This is a genomic window from Embleya scabrispora, from assembly GCF_002024165.1.
Taxonomy (GTDB): domain Bacteria; phylum Actinomycetota; class Actinomycetes; order Streptomycetales; family Streptomycetaceae; genus Embleya; species Embleya scabrispora_A.
Genome location: NZ_MWQN01000001.1, coordinates 3,720,445 through 3,740,112 on the forward strand (window position 1 = coordinate 3,720,445; position 19,668 = coordinate 3,740,112).

A 19,668-nucleotide genomic window follows, 5' to 3' on the forward strand; every position below is an offset into this window, starting at 1 on the left:
GCACAACCCATGCGCCTGGCCGCGCCCGCTCCCGGCTGGACCGTACGGGCCGACGTCATCGTGGTCGGCTCCGGCGTTGCCGGCCTGACCGTCGCGCTGCGGGCCCGGCGGGCCGGCCGGGTGCTGTTGGTGACCAAGGGCCGGCTCGACGAGGGCTCCACCCGCTGGGCGCAGGGCGGGATAGCGGCCGCGCTCGACGAGGGCGACAGCCCCGAACAGCACCTGCGCGACACGCTCGTGGCCGGCGCCGGGCTGTGCCTGGAGGACGCGGTCCGGGTGCTGGTCACCGAGGGCCCCGACGCGGTGCGCCGACTGATCGACACCGGCGCCGAGTTCGACCGGGGCCCCGACGGAGACGTGCTGCTCACCCGCGAGGGCGGCCACCTGCGCAACCGCATCGTGCACGCGGGCGGCGACGCGACGGGGGCGGAGATATCGCGCGCGCTGGTCGCCGCGGTGCACGCCCTGCCCGACATCGAGGTGATCGAGAACGCCCTCGTGCTCGACCTGTTGAAGGACGAGAGCGGGCGGGCCGCCGGGGTCACGCTGCACGTGATGGACGAGGGCACGCGCGACGGGGTCGGCGCCGCGGTGGGCCGGGCCGTCGTGCTCGCCACCGGCGGCATGGGCCAGGTGTTCTCGTCCACCACCAACCCCTCGGTGTCCACCGGTGACGGGGTCGCGCTCGCGCTGCGCGGCGGGGCCGAGGTCACCGACCTGGAGTTCGTGCAATTCCACCCGACCGTGTTGTGGTTGGGCCCGGACGCCGAAGGACAACAGCCGCTGGTCTCCGAGGCGGTGCGCGGCGAGGGCGCGCACCTCGTGGACGCGGCGGGCGTACGGTTCATGACCGACCGGCATCCGCTCGGCGAACTCGCCCCGCGCGACGTCGTGGCCAAGGGCATCATGCGTCGGATGGCCGAGACCGGCGCCGAGCACATGTACCTGGACGGCCGGCACTTCGGCGCGCAGATGTGGAAGCACCGCTTCCCGACCATCCTGGCCGCGTGCCTGGCGCACGGGATCGACCCGGTGACCGAGCCGATCCCGGTTGCTCCCGCCGCGCACCACGCCAGTGGCGGGGTCCGCACCGACCTGCACGGCCGCACCAGCGTGCCGGGGCTGTACGCCTGCGGGGAGGTGGCCTGCACCGGCGTGCACGGCGCCAACCGGCTCGCCTCCAACTCGCTCCTGGAGGGCCTGGTCTTCGCCGAGCGCATCGCCGCCGACCTGGCCCGGGACCTGCCGCCGTTCGCCGAGCCGCTCGCCCCGAGCGCACCCACGGGGCTGCTGGGCGAGGCGGTGCGCCTGCCGCTGCAACGCGCGATGACCTCGGGCGCCGGGGTGTTGCGCAACGCGGCCGGGCTGGCCGCGACCGAGGCCGCGCTGACCGGCCTCGCGGCGCGCGCCGGCGACGATCCGTGCACGTCGACGTGGGAGACCACCAACCTGCACCTGGTCGCGAGCGCGCTCACTCGTGCCGCGCGGCTGCGCGAGGAGACGCGCGGCTGCCACTGGCGCGAGGACCACCCCGACCCCGACGACACGGCATGGCGCGGCAATCTGGTCACGACGCTGCGCGATGGCGAGCTGCGGGTCGCCTATCAGGCCCACGAACCGAAGGAGTCCACCGCGTGAGCACCGACCAGCTGTCCGCCGACCTCACCGCGCGCCTGGCCGAGGCCGGGCTCGACCCGCTCGCCGTCGCCGCGCTCGTGGCCGCCGCCGTCGCGGAGGACCTGGCCGGCGGCGTGGATGTCACCTCGGTGGCCACCATTCCGGAAACCGCGCGCGGGCATGCCGACTTCACCGCCCGCGCCGCGGGTGTGGTCGCGGGCCTGCCGGTCGCCGAGGCGGTCCTCGAACTCGTCTGCGGCGCCGACCTGGTGGTCACCCGGCACGTGCGGGACGGCGACGCGGTGGCGCCGGGCACGGTGCTGTTCGGTGCCGAGACGGGCACCCGCGCGCTGCTCACCGCGGAGCGGGTGGCGCTGAACCTGCTCTCCCGGCTGTCCGGGGTGACCACCGTCACCCGTGCGTGGGTGGACGCGGTCGACGGCACCGGCGCCGCGATCCGGGACACCCGCAAGACCACGCCGGGTCTGCGCGCGCTGGAGAAGTACGCGGTGCGCTGCGGCGGCGGGATCAACCACCGCATGTCGTTGTCCGACGCGGCGATGGTCAAGGACAACCACGTCGTCGCCGCGGGCGGCGTCGCGGAGGCGTTCAAGGCCGTGCGGGCGGCGTTCCCGGACCTTCCCGTCGAGGTCGAGGTGGACCATCTCGAGCAGATCCCGCCGGTCCTGGACGCGGGCGCCGACCTGATCCTCCTGGACAACATGAGCCCCCGACAGATGCGCGAGGCGGTGGCCCTGGTCGCGGGCCGGGCCCGACTCGAGGCCAGCGGCGGGCTCACCCTGGAGACCGCCCGCGAGGTCGCCGAGACCGGTGTGGACTACCTCTCGATCGGCGCGCTGACCCACTCCGCCCCGATCCTGGACATCGGTGTGGACCTGCGCGCCTGAGCGACCGGTACCGTTCACCGGATCAGCCGTCCCCGCTCCTCCCGCCCTCCCGAAGCCGCGCTCCGTCCCCCACGGCCCGAGCCAGAACACCAAGGACGCCCACGATGTTGCTCACCATCGACGTCGGTAACTCGCATACCGTGCTCGGCCTGTTCGACGGTGACGAGATCGTCGAGCACTGGCGCATCTCGACCGAGGCCCGGCGGACCGCCGACGAACTCGCGGTGACCCTCGCGGGACTGCTCGGCCAGCATCCGCTGATCGGTGCCGAGGGCGTCGACGGCATCGCGATCTGCTCCACCGTGCCGTCCGTGCTGCACGAGATGCGGGACATGGTGCGGCGCTACTACGGCGACATCCCCACGGTCGTGGTCGAGCCCGGGGTCAAGACCGGCGTGCCGGTCCTGATGGACAACCCCAAGGAGGTCGGCACCGACCGGATCATCAACGCGCTTGCGGCGGTCAAGCTGTACGGCGGCCCGTGCGTGGTGGTCGACTTCGGCACCGCGACCACGTTCGACGCGGTCAGCACCAAGGGCGAGTACGTCGGCGGCGCGATCGCCCCCGGCATCGAGATCTCGGTGGACGCGCTGGGCGCCCGGGGCGCGCAGTTGCGCAAGATCGAGCTGATGCGCCCGCGCAGCGTGATCGGCAAGAGCACGGTCGAGGCGATGCAGGCCGGCATCCTGTACGGCTTCGCCGGCCAGGTGGACGGCGTGGTCAAACGCATGGCGGCCGAGTTGTCCCCGGACGACCCGGACGCGGTCACGGTGGTGGCCACCGGCGGCCTGGCCACACTGGTCCTGGGCGAGGCGTCGGTGATCGACGTGCACGAGCCGTGGCTGACCCTGATCGGCCTGCGGATGGTGTACGAGCGCAACGCGGCGGTCTGAGCGGGGCGCGGGTCGGATTCGTGGTCCGAGTCGGAAAAACACAAGCATGAAATAAGCCGGATTGTCCGGCTCGCCGCATACAGTGCGGAGTATGCCGACGCCACATGGTGACCAGGGGATGGCCTTCAGCGCGCACGAGGTGCGGGTGCTGCGTCGGGCGCTGACCGTCGCGCTGCGCGGCGGGCGCGACTCGGTCGACTTCTGGCTGCTGGGCCGGGCGATCGGCGAGGCGCACGACGAGCGGGAGCGGCTGCGCGCCTTCATGACGGCCGAACTGCGCCGCTATCGCGCCGCGTTGCCGGGGAGCGCGGCCACGTTCCTGTCCTGCCTGCGCAACGCGGTGGACGAGATCGCGCACGTGCCGTCGGCCGAGGACCTGGCCGCGCTGCGCACGGTCGTCGACCTCCCCTGCGGCGAACGCGAACGGGCAAGCCGCGCGGCCCTGTTGCGCCGCTGCACACACCTGGCCGAGGCCGCCCTCGACCAACGCCTCACCGCAAGAGCCCACCACCGAGCCGCCGCCGAAGCCCACCGCGCCACCCGCCCGGACCCGTTGGACATCCTCATCCCGGGCCGCCCGCGAGTTTCCCATGGCACGCCCGCGGTGGTGGCGACCCGCGCCACCCGCGACCGCGAGGCGCCCTCGGCAGCCCCCGAGCCCGAAGCCCCCCGACCCACGACGCCCGAGGTGGCCGTCACCGAACCGATGGCCACCGAGCCCAGGGGAACCACGCCGGAAGCCGCCGAGTACACAACCACCGAGTCGACGACGCCCCGCGAAGCCACCGAGTCGGAGGCCGCCGCATCCGAAGCCCCCGAGCCCGCCGGACGCGACAGCGCCACGCCCGAAATCGCCGAAGACAGGACTCCCGAACTCCAAGCGGCACCTGAAGTGCCCGAACTCGAAGCACCCGAGAGTGCGGCCGTCGCGCCGAGGCCATCCACCACGGCCGAATCCCCGCCCGCGGCGGTGATTCCGCACCGCCGCCAAGGCCGCGTTCTGGGCCAACTCCCGGCCCCCGATGTCCTGCACACCGGCACGGGCTGATTCCCCGTGGGGCGGACCAAGGTCGCGGTGCAGGTGGGAACCCCGGTCGTCACGGATACGAGGGTGCCGCACGAGGTCATCGAGGTCGGGGCGAGCACACCCGCAGCCCCCGCGCCGCGTTGTCGGTGCCCACGGGGTCGAGAACGTGTGGGATCACACGCTCACCGGCTCGACGCCGCGCCCGTGTCGGGGAGAACCGGTTCGAGGGTCGGACGGTCGGTCGGTAGCCTTGTCCTGTGACCGAGCAGAGCGCAGCGCAGCCGCAGATCGACGACCTTCCCGAGCAGATGCGGGTTCGCCGCGACAAGCTCGATCGGCTTCGGGCCGAGGGGACCGACCCGTACCCGGTCGGTTTCCCCCGCACCACCACGGTGGGCGCGTTGCGTGCGGAGTTCGACGGTCTCGAAGCCGATGTGGAGACCGGGCGCCGGGTCGGCGTCACCGGCCGGGTCGTGCTGTACCGCACCGGCGGCAAGCTGTGCTTCGCCACGCTGCGCGACGGGGACGGCGACATCCAGGTGATGGTCTCGCTGGACGGCGTCGGCGCCGAGTCGCTGGCCGCCTGGAAGAGCGACGTCGACCTGGGCGACCACGTCGGTGTCGAGGGCCAGGTGATCACCTCCCGGCGCGGCGAGTTGTCGATCATGGTCGACTCCTGGGCGATCACGTCCAAGTGCCTGCGTCCACTGCCGGACAAGCACAAGGGCCTGACCGACCCCGAGGCCCGGGTCCGGCAGCGTTACGTCGACCTGATCGTCAACGACGAGTCGCGGGCGATCCTGCGCACCCGCAGCCGGATGGTGCGCGCCATCCGCGAGTGGTTCGACGCCAGGGACTTCCTGGAGGTCGAGACGCCGATGTTGCAGCCGGTGCACGGCGGCGCCACCGCGCGCCCGTTCGTGACCCACATCAACGCGTACGACATGGACCTGTACCTGCGGATCGCGCCGGAGCTGTACCTCAAGCGCCTGGTCGTCGGCGGCGCCGAGAAGGTCTTCGAGATCAACCGCAACTTCCGCAACGAGGGCGCGGACTCCACGCACAACCCCGAGTTCACCATGCTCGAGGCCTACGAGGCGTACGGCGACTACAACACGGTGGCCACCCTCACCCGCGAGGTCTACCAGCATGTCGCGCAGGACGTGTTCGGCTCGCAGATCTTCCGCTACGGCGACCGCGAGGTGGACATCTCGGGCGACTGGCGCGAGATCACCGTCTACGGCTCGGTCTCCGAGGTGCTAGGCGAGGAGGTCACCCCCGAGACGCCGATCGAGGCCGTGCGCAAGCTCGCCGACGCCCGCGAGATCGAGCACGACAAGTCCTGGGGCCAGGGCAAGCTGGTCCAGGAGATCTTCGAGGCGCTGGTCGAGCACACCCTGATCGAGCCGACCTTCGTCCGCGACTACCCGATCGAGACGTCGCCGCTGACCCGCCAGCACCGCAGCGTCGCCGGCGTCGCGGAGAAGTGGGACCTGATCGGCTTCGGCATGGAACTGGGCACCGGCTACTCCGAGTTGGTCGACCCGGTCGAGCAGCGCCGGCGGCTCACCGAGCAGTCACTGCTTGCCGCGGGCGGCGATGTCGAGGCCATGCGGATCGACGAGGACTTCCTGCGCGCGCTGGAGTTCGCGATGCCGCCGAGCGGCGGCGTGGGCATGGGCATCGACCGGATGATCATGGCCTTCACCGGTCGCGGCATCCGCGAGACGATCCTGTTCCCGCTGGTGAAGCCGACCACCGACTGATCGACACGGCGGGAGCCCCCTCGGTGACGGTTCGTCGCCCCCGAGGGGGCTCCTGTCGCATTTCCGGGCGCGTCACCCGTTCGTACGCATAGGGTCGGCCGCATGGAAGCAGCAGCCCCCGATCTCCGGATCTGCGTCGCCGGCGACTCGTTCGTACAAGGTGTCGGCGACCTCTCCGGCGGCGGATGGGTCGGCCGCCTCGCGGCCGAGTCCCGTCGCCGCGGCCGGCAGGTGACCGCGTACAACCTGGGCGTGCGGTACGAGACCTCGGCCGACGTCGCCGAGCGCTGGTACGGCGAGGCCGTACCGAGGATGCGGCACGCCGACGGTACCGGCATGGTCTTCGCGTTCGGCGTCAACGACGTGCGGATCGACAACGGCCGCCCTCGGGTCGCGCACGCCGACAGCGTCGCCAACCTCGACGCGATACTGGACACCGCGACCGGCGCCCGCTGGACCTGCCTGGTGGTCGGCGCGCCGCCCGTCCCCGGCGAGCCGGACTCCGGCGAGGCCGCGCTCGCGCTGGAGGACGCGTACGCCAAGACCTGCGCCGCGCGGGGCATCCCGTTCGTGCCGATACAGCGTGCGCTGCGCGAGGACCCGCAGTGGTGGGCCGCCATCGAGGCGTACGGCGACGGGGCGCACTGCGACGCCGTGGGCTACGCCAAACTCGCCGCGCTGATCGCCGACGGCGGCTGGTGGGACTGGTTGGACTCGCTGGCCCCGGGGCGCTGAGCGCGGCGGCCGACCCGCCGCGCCCGTCGCCCGGTCAGGGCTTGACGCCCCGGCCGGTCAGCCACGTGTTCGGGTCCACGGCCGAGCCGCCGCCGGGGTGCACCTCGAAGTGCAGGTGCGGGCCGGTCGAGTTGCCGGTCGTGCCCACGTAGCCGATCACCTCGCCGGCGGCCGCCGGGCCGGAGGTCTTGGCGAACCGCGACTGGTGGCAAGACCAGGTCCGGGTGCCGTCGGGGTGGGTGGGCACGATGCGGTTGCCGAAGGCGCCGGCCGAGCCGGCGGAGGTTACCGTCCCGGCCGCGGCGGCGCGGATCGGGGTGCCCGAGGGGGCGGCGAAGTCCAGGCCGGTGTGCGTGTGCGCCCAGCGTGCGCCGCTGTTGCCGAAGCGGCCGGTCAGCGTGTAGCCCGAGGTCGGCAGGACCCACCCCGAGGCGGCCCGCTCCGCGTCCGCCCGCGCCGCCGCGCCGTCTCCGGATCCGCGCTCGCCGCATCGGCCGCCCGCTGCCCGGTCGAGTCCGTCCCCGTGCCCTGGACGCCGACGGTGACCGACACGGCCGACAGGGCGAGGCCGGAGACCACGACGACCGCCCGCCCCGGACGCGTGCCGCGCAGCCGGGCACGACGGTCGACGGGCGTGACGGGGACTTCGGTGGGCGGGGCTGTGGGGGAGTGCGGCACGAATACCTCGGGATGTCGACGACGAGGCCGACATCAGTGGTAATAATCCGCCGCATATCCACCTAGTAGTAACGGAGCGGACACTACGCTCTCGCGTACTAGTGGCAATCCACACCCGCGTCGACCGACGCCCCCCGACCCGCCGGGGCCGAGCCCCCGGTTCGAAGTCGGTCGATCCCGGACGAAACTCCGCTACGACGCCGCATAGGAGATATCGCGGCAGGCGTGACGCAGTTCACGGCACGAGAAGGTTTCCCGAGGGGCCGGACAAAAACCGACCAGGCGAACTCGAAGCCCAGGTGATGCTCCGGATTTGGCGGCGCAACAGCCCCGCGTCGGTGCGCGAGGTGCAGGAGGCGCTGCTGCCCGATCGAGAACTCGCATATACGACCGTGATGACCGTGCTCGACAAGTTGTTCCGCAAGGGCCTGCCGCGCCGCCGGTTGGCCGGCAGGGCCTATCTCTACGAAGCGGTGCACTCGCGCGACGCCCATACCGCCGAGTTGATGCGCGCCGACTGGATCTCCGGCGGGAGTCGAGCGGGCGCCTGGTGCACTTCGTCGAGGGCATGACGCCCGAACAGATCGGTGCGTTGCGCGACGCACTGCGTGTCGCGCTGCCGTGAGCCGATTCGCGCGAGCCTCGGCACTTCCCTGGGCTGATCGAGGGCCTTTTGCTTCGTTCGGCGCAATCCGCAGCGTCTTCGAGGCGCAACTCTGCGTAATCATATTAATGATCTAGGTAAGAAAAGCGGACTTCCGCGCAGTGGGACGGAAGCAGTGGAACGGAAAGTGGGCCGACATGATGCGAGCGAAAACCCGAGCGGGACGTGCCCTCGCGGCGGTCGCCATCGGGGCGACCGTCGCGGTGGGCGCGAACACGGCCGCGGTCGGTACGGCGGCCGCGACCCCCGCGCCGCGATACCGGCCGCATCCCGTCGCGCCCGCCCACGCCGGCGACTCCTCCGCCGATTCCTACGAGACCTGGTACACGAGTTCGACCAAGACTTGGTCGGGAGGTTCCTACACGGGCCCCAACGGCTGGACATGGTGGTCCTCCACACGCGATTTCGCCCCCTCGGTCCGAACCGCCCTCGACGACGCCATGGCCGACCTGCGGGCCCGGCTCGACGGCCTGCGGGCGACACTCGCCCTACCGCTCCAGGGCTCGCTCACCGATCCGATGAGCCGGTTTACGGGCTCGCCGAGCGTGGCGCCGGAGTCCACCCGATCGCCGCTGCCGATCCTCCCGGCCGAGCCGCCCGTCCCACCGTCGTCGCCGATCGACCCCACCGCGCCGCCGAAACTCGAACTGCGCCGCGCGGCCGACCCGGCGCAGGCCAAGCCCGGCGACCGGATCACCCACACGGTGACCGTGCGAAACGACGGCGGCACCGAGGCGAACTCGGCGATCGTGCGCAACTCGTTGCCGGCGGGCGTGAAATCGGTCGAATCCAAGCCCTCGCAGGGTGAATTCGACAGCGCCACCGGAGTGTGGAAGACCGGTCGGATCAAGCCCGGCGCCGAGGTTTCGCTGATTCTCGTGCTCACCGTGCCGGAAGGCGCGGCCGGATCCGAGATGACCGCGAGGTCGAGTTTCGTCAGCGCGCCCGGTGCCGAGCCGGTGATCCGCAACGCGTGTACCGACGACGCCACGGCGGCCTGTGCGAGCACGCGCGTGGCCGATTCCCGGACACGGTAATGGTCGGGGAAATCCGGCCATATCCGGCCTGATCACTCCACAAGGGCACGGTTCGGAAGCCGGGGCTATCGGCCCCGGATGTCGGGTCGGATGTTGTCGGCGCCGGATCTCGGCACCGCATGTATGAAGAACGCGTGGCCCGGGGGCGGGAAACCCCGCCCGGGCCTTCGCGTGTCCATCCGGGTGTTTCCCCGGCACCGGGGCGGCTCGGTGGTAAACCGGGCGGAGCGGCGATGCCTATCGTGATCGCGATAGCGTCAGCCCATGGAAGTGACGATCCGACGTGCCAGAACGTCCGATGTGCGGGCCATTCGGCGCCTTGTGGATGGGTACGTGGGGCTACGCATCCTTCTCGACAAACCCACGGTCACCCTCTTCGAAGACGTGCAGGAGTTTTGGGTCGCCGAGCGGGACGACGACAGCGAGGTGGTCGCCTGCGGAGCCCTGCACGTGATGTGGGAAGACCTCGCCGAGGTGCGCACTCTCGCGGTGGATCCGGTGTGCACCGGCCACGGGGTGGGCCACCTCTTGCTCAGCAAACTTCTGGAGACCGCGCGTTGGCTCGGCGTTCGACGGATATTCTGCTTGACCTTCGAGGTCGACTTCTTCGCGAAGCACGGCTTCGTCGAGATCGAGGAGACACCGATCGACGGCGATGTCTACAGTGAACTGATGCGTTCGTACGACGAGGGCGTCGCCGAGTTTCTGGATCTGGAACGCGTCAAACCCAACACCCTTGGCAACACGCGGATGCTGCTCCATCTCTGGCAGTGATCTCGATCCGCGTAGACCGGACGAGTGTGGCGGAGATCGCGCGACCGGTGCCGGCCGACCCCTTGACGCTTCTTGCCCGCGACGGTGTGGTGTGCGGTGAAGTCGTGACCACAAACCCGGTAACGTATTGCCGACTCGATGGGGTTCCGCGTCCGTGGGTTTGTTTTTTCCCGCAGAAAGCGGTTTCCTTTTCTTGAGCTCGTTGTGAACCCTCCCGATGAAAGGGAATCCTGGTGGCACAGAAGGTCCAGATTCTTCTCGTTGACGACCTCGACGGCGGCAAGGCCGATGAGACGGTGACGTTCGCGCTCGACGGTGTCTCCTACGAGATCGACCTGAGCGCCACGCACGCAGAGCAGCTTCGCGCGGCGCTGACGGCCTACGTCGACGCCGGCCGCAAGACCGGTGGCCGGGTCGCCGCCCGTCGCGGCGTTCGCCAGGTGGTCAAGGGCGGTGCCGCCTCGGGCGACACCGCCAAGATCCGCGCCTGGGCCAAGGAGAACGGCTACGACGTGAGTGAGCGCGGTCGTGTGCCGGGCAACATCCGCGACGCCTACGAGAAGGCCCACGCCTGATCGCCGACGCCGTCGACGAGCGGTGCCCTCCCCCGGTACGTACCGGGGGAGGGCACCGCTCGTGTCGTTGTACGCCCGGCTGTCAGGCGGCGCCGGGACGGTGGAGCGTCAGCAGCCTCGGCTCGCGCACCCGCGGCCGTGGAAACAGCCGTACGTGCTGGCAGGCGTGCGCCAGCGTGCCGATCAGCCGGGTGACGTCGGGGAAGCGCACGTCCACGTGCAAAAGCGCGGCGGACGCCGCGAGGGCGTCTACCGGGGGCATCCGGCCGGGGTCGACCGGGGGCCGCACCCAGCGTGCGTGCTCCCACGACCGGGGCCAGGGCGAGCGCCACGTGGCCGGCCACGGGGACGGCGCGGCCACCGTGTCGCCCTCGCCGTACGCGCGCAGGTCCAGGTCCAGATCGGCCCAGTCCAGCCAGTCCAGGAGCGCGGGCAGGTCGCCCGCCACGCCGGGGGCGACGAAGAACTGCGTGCGACCGGTGCCGGTCGCCGCCACCGGCCCGACCGGCAGCCCCTGGCGTTCGACCCGGTCCAGCGCCCATGCCCCGGCCGCGCCGGGTACGTCCAGGACGTCGAACCGCACGCCCGCGGCCAGCCGCACGGCGGCCCGCGGCGCGTTTGCCCAATACGCCGAGAGCAGCCGCGGATCGGTGGTCGCGGCCGTGACCGGGTCCGCCCGCTCGACCGTCCCGGGAGCCGCGGGCCAGCCCAGGGCCCGCGCATACCACAGGGCCTCGTCCAGCGGACCGGGTACGACGGGCGTCGAACGGGACGCGAAAACAAGCGTGGCTGCCATACCGTGTTCAACTCCGGGACGACGGCGAGGTTACGAAAGGTGATATGCCAACCGCGATGAGTGACATGGTGCGAGGGCTCGCCGCGCGGCGCCGCCCCCGGCGCCGGCACGGTCGCGTACGCACCGGTCGTGACCTGCCGGTATACAGCAGGTGTCGTCCGGGGTATGACCCGAACATGGAGGGGAGACGGGGAAGCGCAGGCGATGACGGCGGCCGGATCCGGTGCGATCGGCGGCGAAACCGGCGATCGAAAATGCCGCGTTCGCTTCTGGCGTACTCGGAATCGGCCTCAGTACGTGGCCGGCGGGAACATCGTCTCGCACCATCGGGTTTGACTAGTTGTCCAAGGCGGTCCGCAACACGTGGGTCGCCCGTCTTCACGGACGAATCGAGCGGTCCTGCGTGCAGGACTAGCATGCGGAAGGACAGGGAGGGGACCGTCCCCGATCTGCACGACCGCTCTGAGGAGCGATAACGATGTTCGAGAGGTTCACCGACCGCGCGCGGCGGGTTGTCGTCCTGGCTCAGGAGGAGGCCCGGATGCTCAACCACAACTACATCGGTACTGAGCACATCCTCCTTGGCCTCATCCACGAGGGTGAGGGCGTCGCTGCGAAGGCCCTGGAGAGCCTCGGCATCTCGCTTGAGGCAGTGCGTCAGCAGGTCGAGGAGATCATCGGCCAGGGTCAGCAGGCCCCGTCCGGTCATATCCCCTTCACGCCCCGTGCGAAGAAGGTCCTCGAGCTGTCGCTGCGCGAGGCGCTTCAGCTGGGCCACAACTACATCGGCACGGAGCACATCCTCCTGGGTCTGATCCGCGAGGGCGAGGGCGTCGCCGCCCAGGTCCTCGTGAAGCTCGGCGCCGACCTCAACCGGGTCCGCCAGCAGGTCATCCAGTTGCTCTCCGGCTACTCGAGCGGCAAGGAGTCCGCGACCCCGGGCGGCAGCGGGCAGGAGGGCACGCCTTCGACGTCCCTCGTGCTCGACCAGTTCGGGCGCAACCTGACCCAGGCGGCCCGCGAGGGCAAGCTCGACCCCGTCATCGGGCGAGAGAAGGAAATCGAGCGGGTCATGCAGGTGCTGTCCCGCCGCACCAAGAACAACCCGGTCCTGATCGGCGAGCCCGGCGTCGGCAAGACCGCCGTCGTCGAGGGCCTGGCCCAGGCGATCGTCAAGGGCGAGGTGCCCGAGACGCTCAAGGACAAGCAGCTGTACACACTCGACCTCGGCGCGCTCGTGGCGGGCTCCCGCTACCGCGGCGACTTCGAGGAGCGCCTGAAGAAGGTGCTCAAGGAGATCCGCACCCGCGGCGACATCATCCTGTTCATCGACGAGCTGCACACGCTCGTCGGCGCGGGTGCCGCCGAGGGCGCGATCGACGCGGCGAGCATCCTCAAGCCGATGCTGGCCCGAGGCGAGCTCCAGACCATCGGTGCGACCACGCTGGACGAATACCGCAAGCACCTGGAGAAGGACGCGGCGCTCGAGCGCCGGTTCCAGCCGATCCAGGTCGCGGAACCGTCCCTGCCGCACACCATCGAGATCCTCAAGGGTCTGCGCGACCGCTACGAGGCGCACCACCGCGTGTCGATCACCGACCAGGCCCTGGTGGCCGCGGCGACGCTCGCGGACCGGTACATCTCCGACCGGTTCCTGCCCGACAAGGCGATCGACCTCATCGACGAGGCCGGTTCGCGGATGCGCATCCGTCGGATGACCGCGCCGCCGGACCTGCGCGAGTTCGACGAGAAGATCGCCAACGTGCGTCGGGACAAGGAGTCCGCGATCGACGCGCAGGACTTCGAGAAGGCCGCGTCCCTGCGCGACAGCGAGAAGAAGCTGCTCGCCGACAAGGCGAAGCGGGAGAAGGAGTGGAAGGCCGGCGACATGGACGTCGTGGCCGAGGTCGACGAGGAACTGATCGCAGAGGTTCTCTCGACCGCCACCGGTATCCCGGTCTTCAAGCTGACCGAGGAGGAGTCCGCGCGACTGCTCCGCATGGAGGACGAGCTGCACAAGCGGGTCATCGGCCAAAAGGACGCCATCAAGGCGCTCTCCCAGGCCATTCGGCGCACCCGCGCCGGACTCAAGGACCCGAAGCGTCCCGGTGGTTCGTTCATCTTCGCCGGCCCGTCCGGCGTCGGTAAGACCGAGCTGTCGAAGACGCTGGCCGAGTTCCTGTTCGGCGACGAGGACGCGCTCATCCAGCTGGACATGAGCGAGTTCTCCGAGAAGCACACGGTCTCGCGCCTGTTCGGTTCGCCGCCCGGATATGTGGGTTACGAAGAGGGTGGCCAGCTCACCGAGAAGGTCCGTCGCAAGCCTTTCTCGGTGGTCCTGTTCGACGAGGTCGAGAAGGCCCACCCGGACATCTTCAACTCGCTGCTGCAGATTCTGGAAGACGGTCGGCTGACCGATTCCCAGGGTCGGGTGGTGGACTTCAAGAACACCGTCATCATCATGACGACCAACCTCGGCACGCGGGACATCTCGAAGGGCTTCGGCCTCGGTTTCTCCGGATCGTCCGACGTCAAGACCGGTTACGACCGGATGAAGGCGAAGGTCAACGAAGAGCTGAAGCAGCACTTCCGTCCCGAGTTCCTCAACCGTGTCGACGACACGATCGTCTTCCACCAGCTTTCCGAGGAAGACATCATCCAGATCGTCGACCTGATGATCGCCAAGGTGGACGAGCGGCTGCGCGACCGGGACATGGGCATCGAGCTCCGTCCGGCCGCCAAGTCGCTGCTCGCCAAGCGGGGCTACGACCCGCTGCTGGGTGCCCGTCCGCTGCGTCGCACGATCCAGCGCCAGATCGAGGACAACCTCTCCGAGAAGATCCTCTACGGCGAGCTGCGTTCGGGGTCGATCATCGTGGTCGACACCGAGGGCGAGGGCAAGGACGAGAAGTTCACCTTCGAGGGCATGGAGAAGGCACCGCTGCCGGACGCGCCGCCCGTCGAGGCGACCGGCTCGGGCCCGAACCTGACCAAGGAGTAGTCGCCGGCGCGAGCCGACGCGAGGTGTGACGAAGGGGCCGCCCCCGGGATGCGAATCCCGGGGGCGGCCCCTTGTGGTGTGCCGCACCCTCCCCCGCGTGACAGGGTGCGGCGGTACGTGAGCGAGACTGGCGGCCGCTGCGGCGACCGGCACGGGTCAGCGCACGACGCCCGGCGCGTCCGTGTGGCTCTCCGCGCCCGCCCGGGCGTCCGGCGCCGTGCCGGATCCCGGGGCCGACTCGTGCAGGCCCACCCGCGCGTGCAGCCTGCGCAGCACCGGCGGGGCGTACCACGCGTGCCGGCCGAGCAGGCGCATCGCGGCGGGCACCAGCACGCCCCGGACCAGCGTGGCGTCCAGGAGGATCGCCAGCGCCGCGCCGAAGCCGAACAGTTGCAGGAAGCTCACCGTGCTGGTCAAAAACGCCACGAAGGTCACCGCGAGCAGCGCCGCGGCCGTGGTGACGATGCGACCGGTGCGACCCAGACCCTGCCGGACCGCGTCCGCGTCGGACGCGCCCGCGTCGTGCAGCTCCTTGATCCGGCTGGTCACGAACACCTCGTAGTCCATGGACAGCGCGAACGCGATGCAGAACAGCAGCACCGTCATCGAGGTGTCCATCGGCAGCGGGGTGAAGCCGAGCAGGCCGGACAGGTGCCCGTCCTGGAAGACCCACACGGTGATGCCGACCGCGGCCGTGATGCTGAGCCCGTTCAGGAGCAGTGCCCGCAGCGGTTGCAGGATGCTCCCGGTGAACAGGAACAGCAGGACGAAGGTGCTCAGCACGATCAGCCCGAAGGCGAGCGGCAGGCGGTCGCCGATGGAGGCCTTGGTGTCGACCAGGCGGGCGTCGGTGCCGCCGACCAACGCCTCGGTGGCGCTCGGGGCGGGCACCGCGCGCACGTCGTGGACCAGGTCCTGTGCGGCGTCCGACTTGGCGGGCAGCGTGGTGATCACCGAGATCAGCCGCGCGTTCGGGCGGATCCGGTCGGGGCCGGCGGTGTCCACCCGGGTCACCCCGGGCAGGGCGGCGAGTCGACCGGCGTAGGCGTCCACCGGGGCCTGGGCACCGGCGCCGAGCAGGACCACGTCGAGCGAGCGGGTGTCGTCGAGGCTGTAGTCCGCGCGCAGCGTGTCGCCGACCTGGCGGGCCTGGGTGCTGGTCGGCAGGACCCGCTCGTCGGGCGTGCCGAAGGTGACCCCGAGCAGCGGCGAGGCGGCGAGCAGCAGCACCGCGACCACGGGCAGCGCGGTCAGCACGGGCCGGCGGGTGACGAAGCCGGCGAGTCGGGACCAGATCGGCGCCTCGGCGCCCTGGACCCCCTTGATGCCGCGGATGCGCATCGACTCCACGCGCGGGCCGAGCACGGTCAGCAGGGCCGGGGCGACGATCAGCGCGGCGAGCGCGGAGATGACCACCACGCCGATGCCCGCGTAGGCGAACGAGCGCAGGAAGTATTGCGGGAAGACCAGCAGCACGGCGAGCGCGGCGGCCACCGTCGCGGCGGAGAAGACGATCGTGCGCCCGGCGGTGCGCACGGTGCCCACCACCGCGTCGTGCAGGTCGTGCCCGGCGTGCAGCAGTTCGCGGTGTCGGGCCACGATCAGCAGCGCGTAGTCGATGGCCAGCCCCAGGCCCAGGGCCGTGGTGAGGTTGATCGAGAAGATCGACACGTCGGTGAGGCTGCCGAGGACGAACAGTTCGGCGAACGTGCCCATGATCGCGACGAAGCCGATCACCAGCGGCACCAAGGCCGCGATCAGGCTGCCGAACGCGAGCACGAGCAGCAGCAGGGTCAGCGGTACGGCGATCGACTCGGCGATCGCGAGGCTGGTGCCGACCTGGCCGTTGACCGCCGGGCCGATCGCGGCGTCCCCGCCGATCCGGACCCGCAGCGGGCTGTCGGCGGGCAGGCGGGCGCTCTCGGGAAGTTCGGCGATGTCGTCCTCGGCCGAGTGGGCGACGAGCAGCGCGCCGCGTCCGCCGTCGGCCTCGAGGCCGGGCGCGTTGGTGGTCCAGTAGGAGGCCACCTGGTCGAAGCCCGGCGCGGCGGCGAGGGCGGCGGTGAGCCGCCGTCCGGCGTCCGCGACGGCGGGGGTGTCCACGCCGGAGCCGTCCTTGGCCCGGACCTCGATCACCAGATTCGGGCGACCGCCGAACGTGTCCTCGATCTCGTCCCGGGCCCGGCTGGAGGCCGAATTCGGCGCGTCGAACCCGCCGGACTTCAGCTTGCCGAAGGCCCCGAAACCCACCCCGGCCGAGACGAGCAACACCAGTGTGGCGACCACGAGCACGGCGCGCGCTCGGCGGAAGACGAGGTCCCCTAGTCGTTCGAGCATGATCATCGACCTTCCATGCGAGCCGTGGGGAACGGACGGTGCGGAGTCCGGCGAGCCATGTTGACGCCGATAACAATGTTGGCATTGATAACTTGGCACCGAATGTGCGCGGTGTCAACATGGGGCTGGATCGAACGGAGAACCATGCCAAGCGAGCGAGCCGCCGGTGCGCGGAGCCGACGCGGGTATCACCACGGCGACCTGCGGAACGCGTTGACCGAGGCCGCAGTGGAGCGGGCCCGGGCGGCCGGTCCGCAGGCGATCGTGCTGCGCGAGGCGGCCCGGGCGGCGGGGGTGTCCTCGACCGCCGCCTACCGGCACTTCGCCAACCACCACGAGTTGGTCGTGGCGGTCAAGGACCACGGCTTGGCGCTGCTCGCGGCGACGATGCGGGCCGAGTTGGCCAAGGGCGAGCCCTGCCCGGACCCCGGTGACGAGGCGATGCGCCGATTGCGCGCGGCGGGTCTGGGCTACGTGCGCTTCGCGTTCGCCGAACCCGGCCTGTTCCGCACCATCTTCTTCGGCGGGGCCGAGGACGAGCCGATGGTCGGCCGGCGGCAGACGGCCGAGGTGGCGGGCGACGACGGGGAAGCGTCCGGCGTGCCCGACGTGTCGGACGAGTCGTACGCGCTGATGTCCGAGGCGCTGGACGAACTGGTCGCGCTGGGCCGCCTCCCGCAGGAGCGGCGCAGGTACTCGGACGTGGTGATGTGGTCCGCGGTGCACGGCTTGAGCGTGCTGCTCCTCGACACCGAACTGGCCCGACTCCCGGACGACGTCAAGGCCGACATCGTCAGCCGCGGCCTCGACGTGGCGCTGAACGGCCTGTAGCGCCGGCCGGCGTCCCCCGATAGGCCCTCTCCGGCGGGCGGGCGCGGTGGTCGGCTTCCAGGATCGAAGGCATGAGTGCCGACTTCGCCGCCAGGACCGCCATCGTCACCGGCGCCGCCTCCGGGATCGGCGCGGCCGTCGCCCGGCGGCTCGCGGCCGACGGTGCCCGGGTCGTGGTCGCCGACCTCGACGACGTCGGCGCGGCCCGCGTCGCCGCCGAGATCACCGAGGCCGGCGGCACCGCGCGCGGCATGCGGGTGGACGTGGCCGACCCGGACTCCGGCGCGGAACTGGTGCGCGCGACCGTGGCGGCGTTCGGCGGTCTGCACCTCGCGGTCAACAACGCCGGCGTCACCGGCCCGCACGCGCCCACCGGCGAATACCCGGCGGACGGCTGGCGCGCGGTGATCGACGTCGATCTCGGCGGTGTCTTCCACGGGATGCGCCACCAGATCCCGGCGATGCTGGAGAGCGGCGGCGGGGCGATCGTCAACGTGGCGTCGATCCTGGCCGTGGTCGGCTTCCCGAACGCGGCCGGCTACGTGGCCGCCAAACACGGCGTGCTCGGCCTGACCCGGACCGCCGCGATCGAGTACGCGCAGCGCGGGATCCGGATCAACGCGGTCGGCCCGGGCTTCGTCGAGACCCCGCTGCTCGACGACGCCGACCCGAAGGCGCGCGCCGCGCTGACCCGGCTGCATCCGATGGGCCGGCTCGGCACCCCCGAGGAGGTCGCCGAGCCGGTGGCCTTCCTGCTCTCCGGCCGGGCCTCGTTCATCACCGGGAGTTACCACCCGGTCGACGGCGGCTACACCGCGCCGTAGCCGGGGAGACGGGATACCCCGCCCCGGTAATCCATCCGGTTGGCGGGTCATAGTCTGGAATCGACGTAGCCGGCCCACCGTGCCACCCGAGCACCAGCCATGTCATCCGCATGGGGGCCGGTACGCCGGAAAGGGAGAAACCCATGAAGGCCGTCCAATACGTCGAGTTCGGCAAGCCGGTCGAGGTGCGGGAGATCCCCGCACCCGAACCGGGCCCCGGGCAGGTACTGCTCCGGGTCACCGCCGCGGGCGTCTGCCACTCCGACATCTTCGTGATGAGCCGCCCGCCCGCCGACTTCGGCTTCGCCGCCCCGCTCACCCTCGGCCACGAGGGCGCCGGCGTGGTCGCCGCGCTCGGCGAGGGGGTCACCGGGCCGAACATCGGCGACGCCGTCGTGGTGTACGGGCCGTGGGGCTGCGGCACCTGCCACGCGTGTGCGCAGGGCCGGGAGAACTACTGCCCGCGCGCCGCGGAACTCGGCATCCGCCCGCCCGGCCTGGGCGCCCCCGGCGCGCTCGCCGAGTACCTGCTGATCGACGACCCGCGCCACCTGGTCCCGATCGGCGACCTGGACCCGGTGCGGACCGTCCCGCTGACCGACGCCGGGCTGACCCCGTACCACGCGATCAAACGCTCGCTGGACAAGCTGTACGCGGGCAGCACCGCCGTGGTGATCGGCGTCGGGGGCCTGGGCCACATCGGGGTGCAGTTGCTTCGCGCGCTCTCCGCCGCGCGGGTGATCGCGCTGGACGTGAGCGAGGACAAGTTGGAGTTGGCCCGGGCCTCCGGCGCGCACCTGGCGATCACCTCCGACGCCAAGGCCGCCGACATCGTCCGCGAGGCCACCGACGGACGCGGCGCGCAACTCGTGCTCGACTTCGCCGGCGTACAACCCACCGTGGACCTCGCCGCGAAGTGCGCCGCCGTGGAGAGCGACCTGACCATCGTCGGCATCGGCGGCGGCACCCTCCCGGTCGGCTTCGGTCTGATCCCCTACGAGTGCTCGGTGAGCACCCCCTACTGGGGCTCGCGCGCCGAACTGATCGAACTGATCGACCTGGCCCGCCGCGGCGCGGTGCAGGCGCACGTGGAGACGTTCGCGCTGGACGACGCCCCGGAGGTGTACGACCGGCTGCACCACGGCCGGATCAACGGCCGCGCGGTACTGGTCCCGGGCTCCTGAGCGGGAGCCACGCACTCGCGG

The 19,668-nt window shown here is 71.2% G+C and carries 18 protein-coding genes; 15 read left to right on the plus strand and 3 right to left on the minus strand.

Translation table 11 applies throughout. The annotated features are described in order from the left end of the window. The first annotated feature begins 9 nt into the window (after window positions 1-9). From B4N89_RS16460 to B4N89_RS16485, 6 genes are all read left to right on the plus strand, one after another. Window positions 10-1,638, plus strand: a complete 1,629-nt coding sequence (locus B4N89_RS16460; protein WP_078976580.1) for an L-aspartate oxidase — start codon at window positions 10-12, stop codon at window positions 1,636-1,638. Continuing rightward, window positions 1,635-2,525 (plus strand): carboxylating nicotinate-nucleotide diphosphorylase, encoded by an 891-nt coding sequence (nadC, locus tag B4N89_RS16465; RefSeq protein ID WP_235618649.1) that lies wholly within the window; start codon window positions 1,635-1,637, stop codon window positions 2,523-2,525. Before B4N89_RS16460 ends, nadC begins: the two co-directional genes overlap by 4 nt. A gap of 104 nt (window positions 2,526-2,629) precedes the next feature. After that, entirely contained in the window at window positions 2,630-3,418 is a 789-nt protein-coding gene (locus B4N89_RS16470) for a type III pantothenate kinase (RefSeq protein ID WP_078976582.1), read from the plus strand. Window positions 3,419-3,509: 91 nt separating this feature from the next. After that, window positions 3,510-4,466, plus strand: coding sequence for a hypothetical protein (locus B4N89_RS16475; protein WP_143657987.1), 957 nt, complete (start codon window positions 3,510-3,512; stop codon window positions 4,464-4,466). Between the two features lie 236 nt (window positions 4,467-4,702). After that, window positions 4,703-6,211 (plus strand): bifunctional lysylphosphatidylglycerol synthetase/lysine--tRNA ligase LysX, encoded by a 1,509-nt coding sequence (lysX, locus tag B4N89_RS16480; RefSeq protein WP_078976584.1) that lies wholly within the window; start codon window positions 4,703-4,705, stop codon window positions 6,209-6,211. Between the two features lie 102 nt (window positions 6,212-6,313). Then, window positions 6,314-6,946 carry a GDSL-type esterase/lipase family protein gene (locus B4N89_RS16485; protein WP_078976585.1) on the plus strand — a complete coding sequence of 211 codons (633 nt, stop codon included), beginning with the start codon at window positions 6,314-6,316 and terminating at the stop codon, window positions 6,944-6,946. A 34-nt stretch (window positions 6,947-6,980) separates the two neighbouring features. On the opposite strand, the gene B4N89_RS51435 is transcribed toward B4N89_RS16485, so the two are convergent. Continuing rightward, a complete protein-coding gene (locus tag B4N89_RS51435) occupies window positions 6,981-7,259 on the minus strand; it encodes a M23 family metallopeptidase (RefSeq protein WP_235618927.1) in 279 nt (92 codons plus the stop codon). Here B4N89_RS51435 and B4N89_RS51440 point away from each other — a divergent pair. The 5 genes from B4N89_RS51440 (at window position 7,195) to B4N89_RS16510 (ending at window position 10,674) form a co-directional block, all read left to right on the plus strand. Then, complete coding sequence (locus tag B4N89_RS51440; RefSeq protein WP_235619002.1) at window positions 7,195-7,350, plus strand: hypothetical protein; 156 nt, start codon at window positions 7,195-7,197, stop codon at window positions 7,348-7,350. The two genes, B4N89_RS51435 and B4N89_RS51440, sit on opposite strands and share 65 nt — an antisense overlap. A 576-nt stretch (window positions 7,351-7,926) precedes the next feature. Beyond that, window positions 7,927-8,196, plus strand: coding sequence for a BlaI/MecI/CopY family transcriptional regulator (locus B4N89_RS16495; protein ID WP_235618928.1), 270 nt, complete (start codon window positions 7,927-7,929; stop codon window positions 8,194-8,196). Between the two features lie 229 nt (window positions 8,197-8,425). Continuing rightward, window positions 8,426-9,325, plus strand: a complete 900-nt coding sequence (locus B4N89_RS16500) for a DUF11 domain-containing protein (RefSeq protein ID WP_078976587.1) — start codon at window positions 8,426-8,428, stop codon at window positions 9,323-9,325. A 264-nt stretch (window positions 9,326-9,589) separates the two neighbouring features. Continuing rightward, window positions 9,590-10,099 (plus strand): amino-acid N-acetyltransferase, encoded by a 510-nt coding sequence (locus B4N89_RS16505; protein ID WP_078976588.1) that lies wholly within the window; start codon window positions 9,590-9,592, stop codon window positions 10,097-10,099. 233 nt (window positions 10,100-10,332) lie between these two features. Continuing rightward, complete coding sequence (locus B4N89_RS16510) at window positions 10,333-10,674, plus strand: histone-like nucleoid-structuring protein Lsr2 (protein WP_078976589.1); 342 nt, start codon at window positions 10,333-10,335, stop codon at window positions 10,672-10,674. An 82-nt stretch (window positions 10,675-10,756) separates the two neighbouring features. Here B4N89_RS16510 and B4N89_RS16515 read toward each other — a convergent pair whose 3' ends face one another. Continuing rightward, a complete protein-coding gene (locus tag B4N89_RS16515; protein WP_078976590.1) occupies window positions 10,757-11,470 on the minus strand; it encodes an SCO3374 family protein in 714 nt (237 codons plus the stop codon). A 478-nt stretch (window positions 11,471-11,948) separates the two neighbouring features. Here B4N89_RS16515 and B4N89_RS16525 point away from each other — a divergent pair, with 478 nt between their 5' ends. Continuing rightward, the gene (locus B4N89_RS16525) at window positions 11,949-14,471 is read left to right on the plus strand and encodes an ATP-dependent Clp protease ATP-binding subunit (protein ID WP_078976591.1); all 2,523 of its coding nucleotides are present in this window, start codon (window positions 11,949-11,951) and stop codon (window positions 14,469-14,471) included. Window positions 14,472-14,627: 156 nt separating this feature from the next. On the opposite strand, the gene B4N89_RS16530 is transcribed toward B4N89_RS16525, so the two are convergent. Beyond that, window positions 14,628-16,808, minus strand: a complete 2,181-nt coding sequence (locus tag B4N89_RS16530) for an MMPL family transporter (protein WP_078979403.1) — start codon at window positions 16,806-16,808, stop codon at window positions 14,628-14,630. A 144-nt stretch (window positions 16,809-16,952) separates the two neighbouring features. Between B4N89_RS16530 and B4N89_RS16535 the strand changes: the two genes are divergently transcribed. The 3 genes from B4N89_RS16535 (at window position 16,953) to B4N89_RS16545 (ending at window position 19,647) form a co-directional block, all read left to right on the plus strand. Continuing rightward, complete coding sequence (locus tag B4N89_RS16535) at window positions 16,953-17,639, plus strand: TetR/AcrR family transcriptional regulator (protein WP_161500739.1); 687 nt, start codon at window positions 16,953-16,955, stop codon at window positions 17,637-17,639. Between the two features lie 71 nt (window positions 17,640-17,710). Further along, on the plus strand, window positions 17,711-18,463 hold the full coding sequence (locus B4N89_RS16540) for an SDR family NAD(P)-dependent oxidoreductase (RefSeq protein WP_078976593.1): 753 nt from the start codon (window positions 17,711-17,713) through the stop codon (window positions 18,461-18,463). A 143-nt stretch (window positions 18,464-18,606) separates the two neighbouring features. Beyond that, window positions 18,607-19,647, plus strand: coding sequence for an NAD(P)-dependent alcohol dehydrogenase (locus B4N89_RS16545; protein WP_078976594.1), 1,041 nt, complete (start codon window positions 18,607-18,609; stop codon window positions 19,645-19,647). Window positions 19,648-19,668 lie beyond the last annotated feature (21 nt).